General features: G+C 59.5%; 14 protein-coding genes. 6 read left to right on the top strand and 8 right to left on the bottom strand.

Features of this window, described 5'->3' with window-relative positions; translation table 11 throughout:
• Positions 1-136 precede the first annotated feature (136 nt).
• Complete coding sequence (locus tag GIW79_RS19690; RefSeq protein ID WP_003193874.1) at positions 137-610, bottom strand: Dps family protein; 474 nt, start codon at positions 608-610, stop codon at positions 137-139.
• A 427-nt stretch (positions 611-1,037) separates the two neighbouring features.
• On the opposite strand from GIW79_RS19690, the gene GIW79_RS29680 reads away from it, so the two are divergent.
• Complete coding sequence (locus GIW79_RS29680) at positions 1,038-1,640, top strand: cold-shock protein (protein WP_003193875.1); 603 nt, start codon at positions 1,038-1,040, stop codon at positions 1,638-1,640.
• 71 nt (positions 1,641-1,711) lie between these two features.
• On the opposite strand, the gene GIW79_RS19680 is transcribed toward GIW79_RS29680, so the two are convergent.
• Both GIW79_RS19680 and GIW79_RS19675 read right to left on the bottom strand, forming a co-directional pair.
• Positions 1,712-1,918 carry a SlyX family protein gene (locus GIW79_RS19680; protein WP_005790924.1) on the bottom strand — a complete coding sequence of 69 codons (207 nt, stop codon included), beginning with the start codon at positions 1,916-1,918 and terminating at the stop codon, positions 1,712-1,714.
• 3 nt (positions 1,919-1,921) lie between these two features.
• Positions 1,922-2,347, bottom strand: coding sequence for an HIT domain-containing protein (locus tag GIW79_RS19675; RefSeq protein WP_054898003.1), 426 nt, complete (start codon positions 2,345-2,347; stop codon positions 1,922-1,924).
• 740 nt (positions 2,348-3,087) lie between these two features.
• Here GIW79_RS19675 and GIW79_RS19670 point away from each other — a divergent pair.
• Positions 3,088-4,368 carry an OprD family porin gene (locus tag GIW79_RS19670; protein ID WP_034128586.1) on the top strand — a complete coding sequence of 427 codons (1,281 nt, stop codon included), beginning with the start codon at positions 3,088-3,090 and terminating at the stop codon, positions 4,366-4,368.
• A 182-nt stretch (positions 4,369-4,550) separates the two neighbouring features.
• Here GIW79_RS19670 and GIW79_RS19665 read toward each other — a convergent pair whose 3' ends face one another.
• Positions 4,551-5,393: a mechanosensitive ion channel family protein gene (locus GIW79_RS19665; RefSeq protein ID WP_014719720.1), complete on the bottom strand. Its 843-nt coding sequence runs from the start codon at positions 5,391-5,393 to the stop codon at positions 4,551-4,553.
• Between the two features lie 136 nt (positions 5,394-5,529).
• Positions 5,530-6,015, bottom strand: a complete 486-nt coding sequence (locus GIW79_RS19660) for a YajQ family cyclic di-GMP-binding protein (protein ID WP_003193880.1) — start codon at positions 6,013-6,015, stop codon at positions 5,530-5,532.
• Between the two features lie 123 nt (positions 6,016-6,138).
• Between GIW79_RS19660 and GIW79_RS19655 the strand changes: the two genes are divergently transcribed.
• From GIW79_RS19655 to GIW79_RS19645, 3 genes are read left to right on the top strand one after another with little or no spacing between them, the layout of a single operon-like run.
• A complete protein-coding gene (locus tag GIW79_RS19655) occupies positions 6,139-7,056 on the top strand; it encodes a putative 2-dehydropantoate 2-reductase (protein WP_236452664.1) in 918 nt (305 codons plus the stop codon).
• 46 nt (positions 7,057-7,102) lie between these two features.
• Positions 7,103-9,139 carry a sensor histidine kinase gene (locus GIW79_RS19650; RefSeq protein ID WP_054898005.1) on the top strand — a complete coding sequence of 679 codons (2,037 nt, stop codon included), beginning with the start codon at positions 7,103-7,105 and terminating at the stop codon, positions 9,137-9,139.
• Positions 9,140-9,141: 2 nt separating this feature from the next.
• A complete protein-coding gene (locus tag GIW79_RS19645; RefSeq protein WP_032895497.1) occupies positions 9,142-9,720 on the top strand; it encodes a cob(I)yrinic acid a,c-diamide adenosyltransferase in 579 nt (192 codons plus the stop codon).
• Between the two features lie 110 nt (positions 9,721-9,830).
• On the opposite strand, the gene GIW79_RS19640 is transcribed toward GIW79_RS19645, so the two are convergent.
• The 3 genes from GIW79_RS19640 to secA form a co-directional block, all read right to left on the bottom strand.
• On the bottom strand, positions 9,831-10,775 hold the full coding sequence (locus tag GIW79_RS19640) for a Nudix family hydrolase (RefSeq protein ID WP_047711674.1): 945 nt from the start codon (positions 10,773-10,775) through the stop codon (positions 9,831-9,833).
• A gap of 143 nt (positions 10,776-10,918) precedes the next feature.
• Positions 10,919-12,136 (bottom strand): bifunctional glutamate N-acetyltransferase/amino-acid acetyltransferase ArgJ, encoded by a 1,218-nt coding sequence (gene argJ / locus GIW79_RS19635; protein WP_014719725.1) that lies wholly within the window; start codon positions 12,134-12,136, stop codon positions 10,919-10,921.
• Between the two features lie 124 nt (positions 12,137-12,260).
• A complete protein-coding gene (gene secA / locus GIW79_RS19630) occupies positions 12,261-14,996 on the bottom strand; it encodes a preprotein translocase subunit SecA (protein ID WP_014719726.1) in 2,736 nt (911 codons plus the stop codon).
• A 306-nt stretch (positions 14,997-15,302) separates the two neighbouring features.
• Between secA and GIW79_RS19625 the strand changes: the two genes are divergently transcribed.
• Complete coding sequence (locus GIW79_RS19625) at positions 15,303-15,758, top strand: DUF721 domain-containing protein (RefSeq protein ID WP_236452665.1); 456 nt, start codon at positions 15,303-15,305, stop codon at positions 15,756-15,758.

Here is a 15,758-nt window from a genome sequence, read left to right as displayed (position 1 = left end):
CATTGGACGATGGCCTATAAAACAGCAGCCAGCGCAGAGCAGCCAGAAGACGGGGAGTTGTTAGTTGTAGGACAACGCCAGGAAGCGCAGGGAAACCAGCAGGCGGCGCCGAAAAGGCGCCGCCTGGGTTCGACAGTTACTGGTTTTCAAGCAGGGAGCGCAGCATCCACGCGGTTTTCTCATGAACCTGCATACGCTGGGTCAAGAGGTCCGCCGTCGGCTCATCACTGACTTTGTCGAGCAATGGGAAGATGCCTCGCGCGGTACGCGTGACTGCTTCCTGACCGGCCACCAACTGCTTGATCATCTCTTCGGCGCTCGGCACCCCCTCTTCTTCCTTGATGGAAGACAGGCGGGCGTAAATCGAATAGGCACCCGGCGCCGGGAAGCCCAGGGCACGGATACGCTCGGCGATGGAGTCCACTGCCAGCGCAAGCTCGTTGTACTGCTCTTCGAACATCAGATGCAGCGTACGAAACATGGGGCCTGTGACGTTCCAATGGAAATTGTGGGTCTTCAGATACAGAACATAGGTATCGGAGAGTAGGCGGGAAAGTCCGTCGACGATGGATTTACGGTCTTCTTCACTGATACCAATATCGATTGCCATGTGTTTCCCCTTCAATTGACGAGCATTCATTGATCAGGTGCAGTTCCACTCTAGCAAGAGAGTGCGCCACGTGCAGCCCGACACACTCGGGCTGCATGCGGCAAATCGCCCCGCACCGACTGCGGGATCTGACTTGGCAAGCCTATTTACCTGTAGGAAGGGTCTAGGCCACCACTGAAAAAATCCCGCACCTGTCTAGGACAAGCGTTTGACGCAGAAATGCCTTGGCCGTGGCAACACCCCGAAATGCTTGATTTGAGTAGGCACAGCCTTTGCTGTTAAATAGACGCGGTGTGGCTGCCGTTTATTCCTGCGGCACGTCACATAGGCTGATACCCGCGCACGTGCTCAACGCCTCCCATTGTTCAGAAGCGAACCGTGCCAGTCAGCTCTTCCTTGTGATCCGTCTTAACGTGAGTTAACCAAAATGTTGAAAATCGTCCACCTGCTAACGGGCGTCGCAGCCTTGCTGCTGTCCTTTATTCCGAGCCTGCAGCCTGAAAGCCTGCCCTACCTGGAACAACACGACGCCCTGTACCTGGCCTTGTTCGGCCTTCTTAACCTGACGCTCGCGCCGGTAATCCCTTACTGGAACAAAGGCACGCGTCATCAACTCCAAAACCTGGTCAGTGCGCTGCTGGTGCTGACTGTTGTCGTACAAACCCTCACCCTCCTGGCGCCCATGCCTGAAGTCGGGGGCCATCCGGCCATCCTGCTCAGCCTGGTGATCGCTGTGGTCGCCATCGTTCTTCACCTGGCCATCAGCTTCTACCGCTCGTCTCCAGCGGCCGCGTCGCAAAACTATGACATGACCAACCGGGATACCGGGACCGTCAAGTGGTTCAACACCTCCAAGGGCTTCGGCTTCATTTCCCGCGACTCGGGCGACGATATCTTCGTCCACTTCCGAGCCATTCGTGGCGAAGGCCATCGCGTCCTGGTCGAAGGCCAGCGCGTAGAGTTCTCGGTGATGAACCGTGACAAGGGCCTGCAAGCCGAAGATGTCATCGCTGCCCTGCCGCGTCGCTGATCCCAGCCCTCGCAGCAAAAAAAACCGCGATCCAGCCTTGGCTGGGTCGCGGTTTTTTTATTGCTGCGCACTCAATAGTGTGGCGGCGGCGCTTCCTCTTCGGATGACTCGAACTGCCCGCCCATTTCTTCCTGGCGCTTGAGCAATGCAGTCATTTGCAATTGCAGACGTTCGACGGCCCGCTGCTGGGTGACCAGGATGTCGTTGAGGGTCTCAATGGTGTCGTCCTGGAAGGCCAGGCGGCTTTCCAGGTCGGTGACGCGTTCTTGCAGGTCCATGGTTCAGTCCTGGGTAAAGATGAAGTCGGCAGGCAATAGCTCGCGCAATCGGCTGCGAGTCGCGGCCACCTGCTCTTCGGTGTAGGGCCGGGCCGGGTGCTTGCCCCACACCGGGGCTGGCCAGGCGGCGTCGTCGCGCTTGCGCACAATCACATGCACATGCAACTGGCTGACCACGTTACCCAGCGCGCCGATGTTCATCTTGTCGGCCGCCAGCCCGTCGTTAAGCAGCTGCGCCAGGGCCGTCGTTTCTTGCCACAAGGTTTGTTGATCTGCGACATCCAGTTGAAACACTTCGCTGATACCTTCGATGCGCGGCACCAGGATGAACCAGGGGTAATTGGCGTCATTGGACAGCAGCAGGCGACAGAGCGGGAAGTCCCCAATGGCCAAGGTATCTTGTTGCAGGCGTTGATCTAAGGCGAACACGTGGCACTCCGTTCGGCAGGTCGGTAACAGGTGCCCAGCATACCTTCGAATGCCCAAGGCTTCACGGGCAATGCTGGCAGCCTTGAGGCAACCAGGCAAAAAAATGCACCCTTTAGAGGCAATAGCACAGGTGAGCAACGCTAGGCCGGGCCTCAACGGGATGCACCAAAATGACCCACCTGTGCCTCAAAGGGATCCGCCGATTACCCACTGATAAGGGTCAACCGGTAACGTTTTACCCAGGTACAGGATTCAGGTACCACCGAACCGGGGTAACACCCTGGCGTCAAGCCCAACCGAAATGGCGTAAAACCCCCGTGCTTATGCGGTTTTTACAGGTTCATCACACTTTTCACGAAAAAATGACATTCGGTAAGTGGTTTGAGCACGCTTGTTGCATTCACCCCCATATCGTCGGCAACGACACCCGTTTGGACACAGGTGTTTCGCGATAAAAATAGTGGCGTTTCAATGTGTATCAGGGATGTGTTCAAACTTTGAAAGAAGTCTGAAAACAGCATTGAAGTTGTCAGCCTGGATACATTTCAGGCTGTGAATTTGCGACATGGATCTAGCGATTTACGACAGCCTCGTAAAGAAGCTGAAAGGATAATTGAGTAAGTATCGTCAATAGGGTCTGCGTGAGATAACTTTGCGCCGACACAAAAAGAAAGAGCCGCCCAGATAAAAATACAGGTGGGACGGCAGTACTCTTCCTAAAACCAAAGGAGCAAATCACGATGCGCGTGATGAAGTGGAGCATGATCGCCCTGGCTGTTTCAGCAGGCACCTCGCAGTTCGCAATGGCGTCCGCCCAGGACGATTCCAAGGGCTTTGTTGAAGACAGTACGTTCAGCATCAATACTCGCGCGCTGTACTTCAGCCGTGACTTCCGTAACAACCCGTCGGGCCCAGGCTCCAAGAGCCGTGCTGAAGAAACCGGCCTGGGCTTCAATGCCCTGTACGAATCGGGCTTCACCCAAGGCACCATTGGTGTCGGTGTCGACGTGATCGGCCTGATGGGCGTCAAGCTCGACAGCGGCAAGGGTCGCGCCGGCACCGGCCTGTTCCCAACCGGTTCCGACGGTCGCTCGCAAGATGACTATTCCAAAGGCGGCGGCGCGGTGAAGTTCCGCATCTCCAACACTGTGCTGAAAGTCGGTGACCAATACACCACAGCCCCAGTGTTTGCCTCCGACGACAGCCGCCTGCTGCCAGAGCTGCCGCAAGGTATCTCCATCACCAGCAACGAAATCAAGGGCCTGAAGCTTGAAGGCGGTCACTTCACTTCCAGCGTCGCGCAGAACCAGACCTACCACGACAGCCTGGGCCTGACCAAAACCGACTTCGTCGGCGGTGTGTATGCCTTCACTCCAGAAGTCACCGGCAGCCTGTACTACGCGAAAACCGAAGATTACTTCCGCAAGTACTACAGCAACCTGAACTGGACCCACGCCCTGAGCGATGATCAGTCGTTCGCCCTGGACTTCAACATCTACGACACCAAGAGCGACGGCGCCGGCCTGCAACGCGCAGAGAAAGATGGCGTGACCAAGCTCGACAACCGCGCCTTCAGCTTGCAGGGCGCGTACACCATCGGTGCTCACACCTTCACCCTGGCAGCCCAGAAAGTCACCGGTGACGGCGACTACGGTTACGGCGTAGACGGCGGCGGCACTGTGTTCCTGGCCAACTCCATCGCCCGTTCCGACTTCAACGCCGAAGGCGAAAAGTCCTACCAGGCGCGTTATGACATCAACATGGCAACCTTCGGCATTCCGGGCCTGAGCTTCATGACCCGTTATGTAACCGGTAGCGGCGCCAATACGGGCACCACCTCGAATGGCAAAGAGTGGGAACGCGACATCGAAGCCAAGTACGTGATCCAGAGCGGCCCGGCAAAAGACCTGAGCCTGCGCCTGCGTCAAGCAACTTACCGTTCCGGTGATGGCGTGTACTACGGTTCGCCGTCGATCGACGAGCTGCGTCTGATCGCCAACTACCCGCTGAACATCTTGTAATTGCCGGTTCAATTACAACGATGACTTGAGGCTTCGGCCTTAAACAAAAAGCCGCTCCTCTGTTTAAACAGGGAGCGGCTTTTTTATTGCAGTTTTATTTCAACCAACAAAACAACTAGCAAGCTAAGTAACTAGTTTTTCAAAGCTGACCTTTCGGCCAACTTCGATAGCATCACGCCAAGTTACTTCGGCGCACTTTCCTGCATCACCCGAATAACCCGTTGCGGAAACGGAATATCAATCCCGGCCGCTTTCAAACGGTCACGCGCCAGTTCATTGAGCATAAACATCACGTCCCAATAATCCGGTGTGTTGGTCCAGCAACGCAGGGAGACGGTGATGGAACTGTCGCCCAAGGTCGACACCACCGCCACGGCGGCAGGGTCCTTCAGTACACGCGGGTCTTCAGCCAAAGCCAGCAGCACTTCACGGGCCTTCTGCAGGTCCGCCTCATAGTCCACACCCACGTCAAACACAACCTTGCGGGTCGGCTGGCGGTTGGTGTTGGTGATAAGGCCGTTGGACAGGCTGCCGTTGGGAATGATCACCGTCTTGTTGTCGCCGGTGCGCAGCACCGTGTGGAAGATCTGGATGCTGTCGACGGTACCCGAGGTACCCTGGGCTTCGATCCAGTCACCGATACGGAACGGGCGGAACAACAGAATCAACACGCCGCCGGCAAAGTTCGCCAGGCTGCCTTGCAAGGCCAGGCCGATTGCCAGGGTAGCGGCACCGATCGCCGCAACGAACGAGGTGGTGGCCACACCAATCATCGAGGCCACGTTGACCACCAGCATGACTTTGAGCGCGATGTTCGCAAGGCTGGTGATGAAGTGTTGCAGTGCCAAGTCAGCGTTACGCATGGCCAGCAGACGGCCCACGCGGTGAGTCAAGACGTTGATCAGCCACCAGCCGATGGCCAGGGTGACCAACGCCAGCAATACGCGGCTGCCGTATTCCATGATCATGGGGAGCCAAGACTGGGAGGTCTTGATCAGGTGATCCATTTCAGCGTTCAAATCCATCTACTTTCTCCTGTTGTGCGGCGATAAGGCTGTATTGACTGCCTGAAAACGCAATTGAGCCCCGAAGGGCTCAATTGTAGGCACTGATGCTGGGGCGTGGGACGCCAAAAGTGCCCACAGGTTCCCCAAAGTGCCATCAGTCGCGGAAGTTATTGAACTGCAGCGGCATGTCAAATGTCTTGGCGCGCAGGGCCGCAATGGCCTCTTGCAGGTCGTCACGCTTCTTGCCGGTGACACGAACCTGCTCGCCCTGGATGGCGGCCTGGACCTTGAGCTTGGCGTCCTTGATGTGCGCCACGATCTTCTTGGCCAGCTCTTTGTCGATGCCTTCCTTGAGCACGGCTTCCTGCTTCATCAGTTTGCCTGAGGCGTAGGCGTCCTTGACTTCCAGGCACTGCACGTCGATCTTGCGCTTGACCAGGGCCAGCTTGAGGATCTCGATCATCGCTTCCAGCTGGAAATCGGCTTCAGCGGTCAGGTTGACGGTCAGTTCCTTTTCCTTGAATTCGAAGCTGCCCTTGCCTTTCAAGTCATAGCGACGGTCCAGTTCCTTGACGGCGTTCTCGACGGCGTTGGTGACTTCGTGTTTGTCCAGTTCAGATACCACGTCGAACGAAGGCATGTGATTTCTCCAATATAAGGGGCGGGCTCAGTAGAGATGGAGCGCGCCCGAGCTAAAATGCCGGGGCATTATAGCGGTTCTTTCGCGCCGTTCACCGCTGGCGACCTTATGGAGTACACACTGATGTCGACCCCGTGGCATATTCTTGGCGCCGGCAGCCTGGGCACCCTCTGGGCCACGCGGCTGGCACGTGCGGGGGTGCCCGTCAGGCTGATCCTGCGTAACCAGGCGCGCCTGGCCAGCTATCGCGCAGGCAAAGGGCTGACCCTGGTGGAGCACGGCGTGGAACAGACTTATCCGGTCATCGGCGAAACGCCTGGCAGCCCGGAGCCGATTCATCGCCTGCTGGTCGCGTGCAAAGCCTACGACGCTCAAAGCGCCATCGCACAGTTGCAGCATCGACTGGCGCCGGACGCCGAATTGATCCTGCTGCAAAACGGCCTCGGCAGCCAGGACGCCGTGGCTGCGCAATGGCCGTCGGCGCGCTGCATCTTTGCCTCCAGCACCGAGGGCGCATTTCGCGATGGCGATTGGCGGGTGGTATTTGCCGGCCATGGCTACACCTGGCTGGGGGACGCGAGCCATCCCACCCCGCCGCTGTGGCTGGATGATTTGCAAGCGGCAGGCATCCCCCATGAATGGGCCACCGATATCCTGACGCGCCTGTGGCGCAAGCTCGCGCTCAATTGCGCCATCAACCCACTGACCGTGTTGTACCACTGCCGCAACGGCGGTTTGAGCGTCCACCACTGCGAGGTCGCCACGCTCTGCGCCGAACTGGCCGAACTGCTGGAGCGCTGTGGCCAGCCTGCGGCTGCACAGGACTTGCACAGCGAAGTCGAGCGGGTGATCCAGGCCACCGCCGCCAACTATTCCTCCATGTACCAGGACGTCGCCAACGCCCGACGCACCGAGATCAGTTACCTGCTGGGCTACGCTTGCCAGGCCGCGGCCCGCCATCAGTTGGCAGCGCCGCACCTGCAACAGCTACACACGCGGTTGGTGGCGCATCTGCTTGCACGCGGATTGGCCAGCGACTGAGGCACGCGCTACCCTGCCTACCTGTCTATCACCTGGGAAACCCCTGATGCCATTGCGCCAGCGTCTTGAAAATCTACCGGTAGGGCAGAAACTGCTGGCGGCCCTGCTGGTGTTGTTGACCACCGTATTGCTGGTGGCCAACCTGACGTTTATCAGCGCCGCCTACTGGATCTCCCAGGAAAGCATGGCCCCCCAGGCCTTGCAGTCCATTGGTCGACTGGTGTCCAACCCCGCGCTTGCCGCCGAGGCTCTTGAGTCTCCGACCAAGGCCGAGGCGCTGCTCAATGAGCTGACCAGCTATTCACCGTTGCGCGCCGCCGCTTTGTACGATGGCGAAGGCAACCGCCTGGCGCAGATGCAGCACGGCGACCGCCTGCACCTGCCGGACCACTACCGGCATATCGAAGCGTGGCGCCTCACTGAATTTCGAAGTAACCAGGTCATCACCCTGCCCCGTGGTACTCAGCCTTCGGGGCATTTGTTGCTGGTGGCCAGCAGTGAGCTGCCGGTGGCGTTCTATACCGGCACGCTGACCGCCAGCCTGGGCATCCTGATTTTCAGTGTGTTGTTGTGGCTGGTCATCGCCCGGCAGATCAAACGCCTGATCACACGGCCAATTCATGAACTTGAAGAACTGTCCCGCCAGGTGACCCGCGAGGAGAACTACGCTTTACGCGCCGGGCGTGGCAACCGTGATGAAATCGGCAGCCTGGCCGAAGCGTTCAACACCATGTTGTCGCGCATCGAAGCCCGCGAGCAGCAACTCAAACGCGCGCGCGACGACTCCCAGGCCGCGTATGACCAGGCCCAGGGTTTGGCCGAAGAAACCCGGCATACCAACCGCAAGCTGGAACTGGAGGTCCAGGTACGCAGCAAGATCGAGAAAAAGCTCACGGGCTTCCAGAACTACCTGAACAGCATCATTGACTCGATGCCCTCGGCGCTGATCGCCCTGGACGAACAACTCTATGTCACCCAGTGGAACCAGGAAGCTACCGCCCTCTCCGGTACGCGTCTGGACGAAGCCCTGAACCAGCCGGTGTTCCTGGCCTTCCAGCCGCTCAAGCCGTACCTGCCACAGATCAAGGCCACCGTGGAGCAGCACACAGTGGAGCGGATAGAACGGGTCACCTGGATCAAGGACGACGAGCCCAAGCATTATGCGCTGACGTTCTACCCGTTGATGGGCGGCGCCGGGCGCGGTGTGGTGATCCGAATCGACGACATCACCCAGCGCCTGTCCCTGGAAGAAATGATGGTGCAATCGGAAAAAATGCTCTCCGTGGGCGGCCTGGCCGCAGGTATGGCCCATGAGATCAACAACCCGTTGGGCGCGATCCTGCATAACGTGCAGAACATTCGGCGGCGCCTGTCCCCCGAGCTGCCCAAGAACCTTGAACTTGCCGAACAGGTGGGCATCGAGCTGGAGACGGTCAACCGATACCTGCAAGGCCGCGAAGTCCCGCAACTGCTCGACGGCATTCAGCAGGCCGGGGCGCGTGCCGCGAAAATCGTTACCCACATGCTCAGCTTCAGCCGCCGCAGCAATCGCCAGATGGCGCCCTGTGATTTGCCAGCGCTGATCGACCAGGCCGTGGACATCGCCGGTAACGACTTTGACCTGACCATCGGTTTCGATTTCAAGGGCCAGGCGATCATCCGCCAGTTCGATCCGCAACTGGGCCCGGTGCCCGGCACCGCCAACGAGCTGGAGCAAGTGCTGCTCAACTTGCTGAAAAACGCTGCCCAGGCGATTCACCTGCGCGAGGACGACAGCGAGCCGGGGCGCATCATCCTGCGCACCCGCCTCAACCCGCCGTGGGCGGAAATCCAGGTGGAAGACAACGGCATCGGCATGAGCGAAAACGTGCGCAAACGCACGTTCGAACCGTTCTTTACCACCAAGGAAATCGGCCAAGGTACCGGGCTTGGGCTGTCAGTGTCGTATTTCATCATCACCAACAACCACAAGGGCCAGATGGAAGTGCATTCCACCCTGGGCCAGGGCACCTGCTTTACCTTGCGCCTGCCTTTGGCCGGCAGCCAATTGCCCCCCACTGAACTTACCCAACTGGAGCACTGACCATGGGCTTTCGCCTGTCGAAGATCTACACCCGTACCGGCGACAAAGGCGAGACCGGCCTCGGCGACGGCCGCCGCGTGCCCAAGGACCATCCACGCGTGGAAGCGATTGGCGAGGTGGATACGCTGAACAGCCAACTTGGCCTGCTGCTGGCCAACCTTGAAGAACAAAGTGGCAAGCACCCGGCGTTGAAGGACGTGATTGAAGTGCTCACGCCTTGCCAGCACCGTCTGTTTGACTTGGGCGGTGAACTGGCAATGCCGGTATACAAGGCGCTGAATGCGGCGGAAGTGGATCGGCTGGAAGCAGCGATTGATCGCTGGAACGAGGAAGTCGGGCCGCTTGAGAATTTCATCCTGCCCGGCGGCTCAGCCTTGATTGCCCAGGCCCATGTGTGCCGCAGCCTGGCGCGCAGCGCCGAGCGCCGCTGTCAGCACTTGAATGCGGTGGAGCCACTGGAGGGTGTGGGGTTGGCGTACATCAATCGGTTGTCGGATTTGCTGTTTGTGGCGGCCAGGGTGATTGCCAAGCGCCAAGGCGTTGCGGAAGTGTTGTGGCAGGCGGCGGCCAAGCCACACTGACCTGATCGCTCCCACGCTCTGCGTGGGAATGTATCAAGGGACGCTCCGCGTCCAAAACATGACGCAGAGCGTCACAGGAGGCATTCCCACGCAGAGCGTGGGAATGATCATCACACCTGCGGCCAGAACGCTCGAATACCTGCCACACCTTGCGCACCAGCCTCCCAGGCCTGCTCCCGCTGCGCCGGCCCAACCCCGCCCAACAGAAACACCGGCTTGCTGAACCCGGCGATCAACTGCTGCGCCTGCTCCCACCCCAACGGCTGGGCATCCGGATGGGTCTGGGTCGGCTGCACCGGCGACAGGGTGACGAAATCCACGTCCATCATTTCTGCCAGGGCCAGCTCTTCCGCGTTGTGGCACGAAGCCGCCAGCCAACGGTCTTTGGGCAGTGGGCGGCCCTTACTGGCGTATTTGCGCAACTGCGCCGAGGTCATGTGCCAGCCGGCAGCTGGGAAATCCCCCAGCCACTCGAACGGCCCCTTGAGCATCAATTGCGCCTTGCCGGCACACAGGCCCACCGCATCTACCGCCAGGTCACGGTATTTGGGGTCATAGCCGTTGGGCGCACGCAGTTGAACCAGCTTGATGCCACCGGCAATAGCCTTCTGGATACCGCGCAACAGCGTCGGAGTTTCCAGCTCGCCAGGGGTGATCAGATATTCGGCGGGCAAGCGTGCCGCGGCGACAATCGGCGCATTCGCCGCCGGAAATTCATAGTTGACCAGGTCCCGCGGTGCCACCCACGCCAACGGCTGCCCTTCAGCGCCATGGGGCTCGCCGGTAAAGGCCGAGACTTCCCAGACATCCAGCAATACCTGCTTGTCCGGATAGTCATGTTGCACCTTGATCAGCGGCCGCGCCGTGGTGACCTGGATGCCCAGCTCTTCCTGCAATTCACGGGACAAAGCCGTGGCAACCGACTCATCAGCCTCCACCTTGCCGCCGGGAAACTCCCAGAGCCCGCCTTGATGCTGAGTATCGGCACGGCGCGCCAGCAGGATCCTGCCATCGACACCGCGGATCACCGCTGCTGCTACATGCACTCGTTTCACGCCACTGCTTCCTCTCGTCCTAGCCCTTTGTAGGAGCGAGCTTGCTCGCGAAGAACGTCAACGATAACGCGTGCATCCAGGATAACCGCGATGGCATTGAGTTTTTCGCGAGCAAGCTCGCTCCTACAGGGGGAGGGTCATTTTCAGGTACGGTATTCCGCGTTGATCTTCACGTACTCGTGGGACAGGTCGGTGGTCCAGATGGTTTCGCTGCAGTCACCACGACCCAGTTCGATACGGATGGTGATTTCTTCCTGCTGCATCACCGCCGAGCCCTGGGCTTCGGTGTAAGTTTCGGCGCGGGCGCCACGGCTGGCGATGCACACGTCACCCAGGAACACGTCGATCTTGCTCACGTCCAGGTCCGGCACGCCAGCACGGCCGACAGCCGCGAGGATACGGCCCCAGTTCGGGTCCGAAGCAAACAGCGCGGTTTTGATCAGCGGCGAGTGCGCCACGGTATAGCCCACATCCAGGCATTCCTGATGGTTGCCGCCACCGTTGACTTCAACAGTGACGAACTTGGTCGCGCCCTCGCCGTCACGCACGATGGCCTGGGCCACGTCCATGCACACTTCAAACACCGCCTGTTTCAACGCCGCGAACAATGGACCTTCGGTGGATGTGATTTCCGGCAGGTTGGCCTGGCCGGTGGCGATCAGCATGCAGCAGTCGTTGGTGGAGGTGTCACCGTCGATGGTGATGCGGTTGAACGACTTGTTGGCGCCGTCCAGCATCAGGCGTTGCAGCACATCACGGGAAACTTTGGCGTCGGTGGCGATATAGCCGAGCATGGTGGCCATGTTCGGGCGGATCATGCCTGCGCCTTTGCTGATACCGGTGACGGTGATGGTCACGCCCTCATACACGAACTGGCGGCTCGCGCCTTTGGGCAAGGTGTCGGTGGTCATGATGCCAGTGGCCGCAGCCGCCCAGTTATCCACAGACAGATCATCGAGCGCGGCTTGCAGGGCGCCTTCGATTTTTTCCACCGGCAGCGGCTCACCGATCACACCGGTGGAGTACGGCAACACCTGGCTGGCATCGACGCCGGTCAACTGGGCCAGCTTGGCGCACGTGCGCGCCGCCGCCACCAGGCCGGGCTCGCCGGTGCCCGCGTTGGCGTTGCCGGTATTGGTCAGCAGGTAGCGAATCGACCCGGCCACCCGTTGCTTGGCCAGAATCACCGGCGCAGCGCAGAAGGCATTGAGGGTGAACACGCCCGCCACGGTCGAGCCTTCCGCACAACGCATCACCACCACATCCTTGCGCCCCGGGCGCTTGATGCCCGCCGAAGCGATACCGAGTTCAAAACCGGCAACCGGGTGCAACGTGGGCAAAGGACCAAGACCAACAGCCATGAATGCGCTCCTTAAAAATAGGTGATGTCTGTGCCGTCGCTATCGACGGTGGGAATTAATGGCAAAACGCCGCGACGGCAAAGGCCGGTCGCGGCGCGGGGTGTTGCAGCGTCAGGCGAAAATCTTATTCGATCTGGCCGTGGCAGTGTTTGAATTTCTTGCCCGAACCGCAGTAGCACAGCTCGTTGCGGCCCAGCTTCTGGTCATTGCGAACCGGGGTCTGGGCCAGGGCCACATCGACCTCTTCACCCAGTGCTTCAGGCTCATCCAGGCCCGGCGCTTCGTCGTGCTGGAACTGCATGCGCGCCGCCAGTGCTTCGGCTTCCTGACGCAGGCGTGCTTCTTCCTCGATCGGGTCTTCGCGGCGCACCTGAACGTGGGACAGCACGCGGATCGAATCGCGCTTGATCGAATCCAGCAATTCGGAGAACAGCGTGAACGACTCGCGCTTGTACTCCTGCTTCGGGTTCTTCTGGGCGTAGCCACGCAGGTGGATACCGTGGCGCAGGTGGTCCATGGTCGACAGGTGGTCTTTCCACAGGTCATCCAGCACGCGCAATACGATCTGTTTCTCGAAGGTGCGCAGAGCTTCGGCACTCGCCTGCTCTTCTTTCTCGTTGTACGCCGCCAGCAACTCGGCCATCAGTTTTTCGCGCAGGGTTTCTTCATACAGGTGGTCGTCTTCGTCCAGCCATTGCTGAACCGGCAAGTCCACACCGAAGTCGCTCTTCAATGCCGCTTCCAGGCCGGCAACATCCCACTGCTCAGGCAGCGACTGTGGCGGAATATGGGCGCTGACAGTGGCGTTGAGCACGTCCTGACGGAAATCAGCGATGGTCTCGCCAATGTTGTCGGCGGCCAGCAACGTGTTACGCATGTGATAGATCACTTTACGCTGTTCGTTGTTGACGTCGTCGAACTCGAGCAGTTGCTTGCGAATATCGAAGTTGCGGCCTTCTACTTTGCGCTGGGCCTTCTCGATGGCGTTGGTCACCATGCGGTGCTCGATCGCTTCACCGGACTGCATGCCCAGGGCTTTCATGAAGTTCTTCACCCGGTCCGATGCGAAGATACGCATCAGGCTGTCTTCCAACGACAGGTAGAAACGGCTGGAACCGGCATCACCCTGGCGGCCGGCACGGCCACGCAGCTGGTTGTCGATACGACGCGATTCGTGACGCTCGGACGCGATCACCTGCAAGCCACCGGATTCCAGCACAGCCTGGTGACGCTTCTGCCAGTCGGCCTTGATCTGGGCGATCTGCTCAGGCGTTGGGTTGTCGAGCGAGGCCACTTCCACTTCCCAGTTGCCGCCCAACAGGATGTCGGTACCACGACCGGCCATGTTGGTGGCGATGGTCAATGCGCCTGGGCGACCGGCCTGGGCAATGATCTCGGCTTCTTTTTCGTGGAACTTGGCGTTCAGTACCTTGTGCTCGATGCCTTCCTTGTTGAGCAGGTTGGACACGTGCTCGGAGGTCTCGATGGTGGCGGTACCCACCAGGATCGGACGGCCCTTGGCCATGCCGTCCTTGATGTCGTTGATGATCGCCGCGTATTTCTCTTCGGCGGTCAGGAACACCAGGTCGTTGTAGTCTTTACGCGCCAACGGTTTGTTCGGCGGAATGACCATCACGGCCAGGTTGTAGATCTGGTGGAATTCGAACGCTTCGGTGTCGGCCGTACCGGTCATGCCGGACAGCTTGTTGTACAGACGGAAGTAGTTCTGGAAGGTGGTGGACGCCAACGTCTGGCTTTCGGCCTGGATGTTGAGGTGTTCCTTGGCTTCGATGGCCTGGTGCAGGCCTTCGGACAGACGACGACCGGGCATGGTACGACCGGTGTGCTCGTCAACCAGTACCACCTGGCCGTCCTGCACGATGTATTCGACGTTGCGATGGAACAGCTTGTGGGCGCGCAGGCCAGCGTACACGTGGGTCAACAGGCCCAGGTTGTGCGCCGAGTACAGGCTTTCGCCTTCGGCCAGTTCGCCGATCTGGGTCAGCATTTCTTCGACAAACTGGTGACCGGCTTCGTTGAGTTCGACCTGGCGGGTCTTCTCGTCGATGGTGAAGTGACCTTCTTTGGTCACCACGCCTTCCACTTCCTCGATGTGCTGCTCAAGACGCGGGATCAACTTGTTGATCTCGGTGTACAGGCGCGAGCTGTCTTCGGCCTGGCCGGAGATGATCAGCGGGGTACGGGCTTCGTCGATGAGGATGGAGTCGACTTCGTCGATCACGGCAAAGTTGAGTTCACGCTGGAATTTTTCATCCATGCTGAACGCCATGTTGTCGCGCAGGTAATCGAAACCGAATTCGTTGTTGGTACCGTAGGTGATGTCGCAGGCGTACGCGGCGCGCTTCTCTTCCGGCGGCTGGAACGGCGTTACCACGCCGACGGTCAGGCCGAGGAATTCATACAACGGGCGCATCCAGTTGGCGTCCCGGCGAGCCAGGTAGTCGTTCACCGTCACAACGTGCACGCCCTTGCCGGACAGTGCGTTGAGGTAAACGCCCAGGGTTGCCACCAGGGTCTTGCCTTCACCGGTGCGCATTTCGGCAATCATGCCTTCATGCAAGGTCATGCCGCCGATCAACTGGACGTCGAAGTGGCGCATGCCCATGACGCGCTTACCGGCTTCACGGGCAACCGCGAAGGCTTCGGGCAGCAGCTTGTCGAGGGTTTCACCTTTGGCTATGCGGGCCTTGAACTCTTGGGTCTTGGCGCGCAATTGCTCGTCCGACAGAGCAACCATCTGCTCTTCGAAGGCATTGACCAGCTGCACCGTCTTGAGCATGCGTTTGACTTCGCGCTCATTCTTGCTTCCAAAAAGTTTCTTTAACAAAGGCGCAAACATATCGGCAGGTTCTTCCACACATAGGGATGGAGGGCGCACCGTGAGTGGCCCGAGCAGCCCTCACGGCCGCATTGCGAACGCGCATTCTACCCGGAATCGTGGGTGAGGAAAGTGGCGTTGTTCCCTGAGACAGGCACGGCATAGTGAGAGGGCATGTTTAAAATAAGGGCTTTTGCTGGAACTTCAACCCACCAGGCGCAGAAGTTACTTATTGATTTGACGGAGAAAGCCCTGCCGACGCAGAGCCTCAGGGCATACAGGCGCTTTCTGCTAAGATAGCCGCTCTGTTACCTAAGGTGTCTAAACATGGCATTTCGCCCTCTCACAGCCCGCGCGCCCGGCGCGTTGCTCCGCGAAGCCAAACCGCTGAAAGCTATCTTCGGCCAGGCGCAACGCTTGGGCCATCTGCAACGCCTGCTGGAACGCCAACTGCAGCCGGCCGCCCGGGAACATTGTCACGTCGCCTCCTGGCGTGAAGGCAACCTGCTATTAATTGTCACCGATGGGCATTGGGCGACCCGCTTGCGCTACCAACAGAAGCGCTTGCAGCGCCAGTTGATGGCGTTCGACGAATTTGCCAATTTGACGCGCATTCAGTTCAAGGTACAGCCACCCACCGTGCCGCAAGGCGCAGTGGGGCATACCATGGACCTGTCGGAAACGGCCGCCGAAACCCTTCAGGCCACTGCTGAAGGGATCAACGACCCGGGGTTGCGCGCTGCCCTGGAACGGCTGGCCGCCCATGCCCGGCCCAAAGCCTGA

Source organism: Pseudomonas sp. PA-7-1E (assembly GCF_021605325.1).
GTDB classification, from domain to species: domain Bacteria; phylum Pseudomonadota; class Gammaproteobacteria; order Pseudomonadales; family Pseudomonadaceae; genus Aquipseudomonas; species Aquipseudomonas fluorescens_BV.
This window is presented reverse-complemented; position numbering and strand designations above follow the sequence as displayed.

Bases quoted from the DNA above. Each gene is read 5' to 3' on its own strand.
- GIW79_RS19690 (WP_003193874.1), bottom strand. From the start codon at position 610: ATGGCAATCGATATTGGTATCAGTGAAGAAGACCGTAAATCCATCGTC.
- GIW79_RS29680 (WP_003193875.1), top strand. From the start codon at position 1,038: ATGTTGAAAATCGTCCACCTGCTAACGGGCGTCGCAGCCTTGCTGCTG.
- GIW79_RS19680 (WP_005790924.1), bottom strand. From the start codon at position 1,918: ATGGACCTGCAAGAACGCGTCACCGACCTGGAAAGCCGCCTGGCCTTC.
- GIW79_RS19670 (WP_034128586.1), top strand. From the start codon at position 3,088: ATGCGCGTGATGAAGTGGAGCATGATCGCCCTGGCTGTTTCAGCAGGC.
- GIW79_RS19665 (WP_014719720.1), bottom strand. From the start codon at position 5,393: ATGGATTTGAACGCTGAAATGGATCACCTGATCAAGACCTCCCAGTCT.
- GIW79_RS19660 (WP_003193880.1), bottom strand. From the start codon at position 6,015: ATGCCTTCGTTCGACGTGGTATCTGAACTGGACAAACACGAAGTCACC.
- GIW79_RS19655 (WP_236452664.1), top strand. From the start codon at position 6,139: ATGTCGACCCCGTGGCATATTCTTGGCGCCGGCAGCCTGGGCACCCTC.
- GIW79_RS19650 (WP_054898005.1), top strand. From the start codon at position 7,103: ATGCCATTGCGCCAGCGTCTTGAAAATCTACCGGTAGGGCAGAAACTG.
- GIW79_RS19645 (WP_032895497.1), top strand. From the start codon at position 9,142: ATGGGCTTTCGCCTGTCGAAGATCTACACCCGTACCGGCGACAAAGGC.
- argJ (WP_014719725.1), bottom strand. From the start codon at position 12,136: ATGGCTGTTGGTCTTGGTCCTTTGCCCACGTTGCACCCGGTTGCCGGT.
- secA (WP_014719726.1), bottom strand. From the start codon at position 14,996: ATGTTTGCGCCTTTGTTAAAGAAACTTTTTGGAAGCAAGAATGAGCGC.
- GIW79_RS19625 (WP_236452665.1), top strand. From the start codon at position 15,303: ATGGCATTTCGCCCTCTCACAGCCCGCGCGCCCGGCGCGTTGCTCCGC.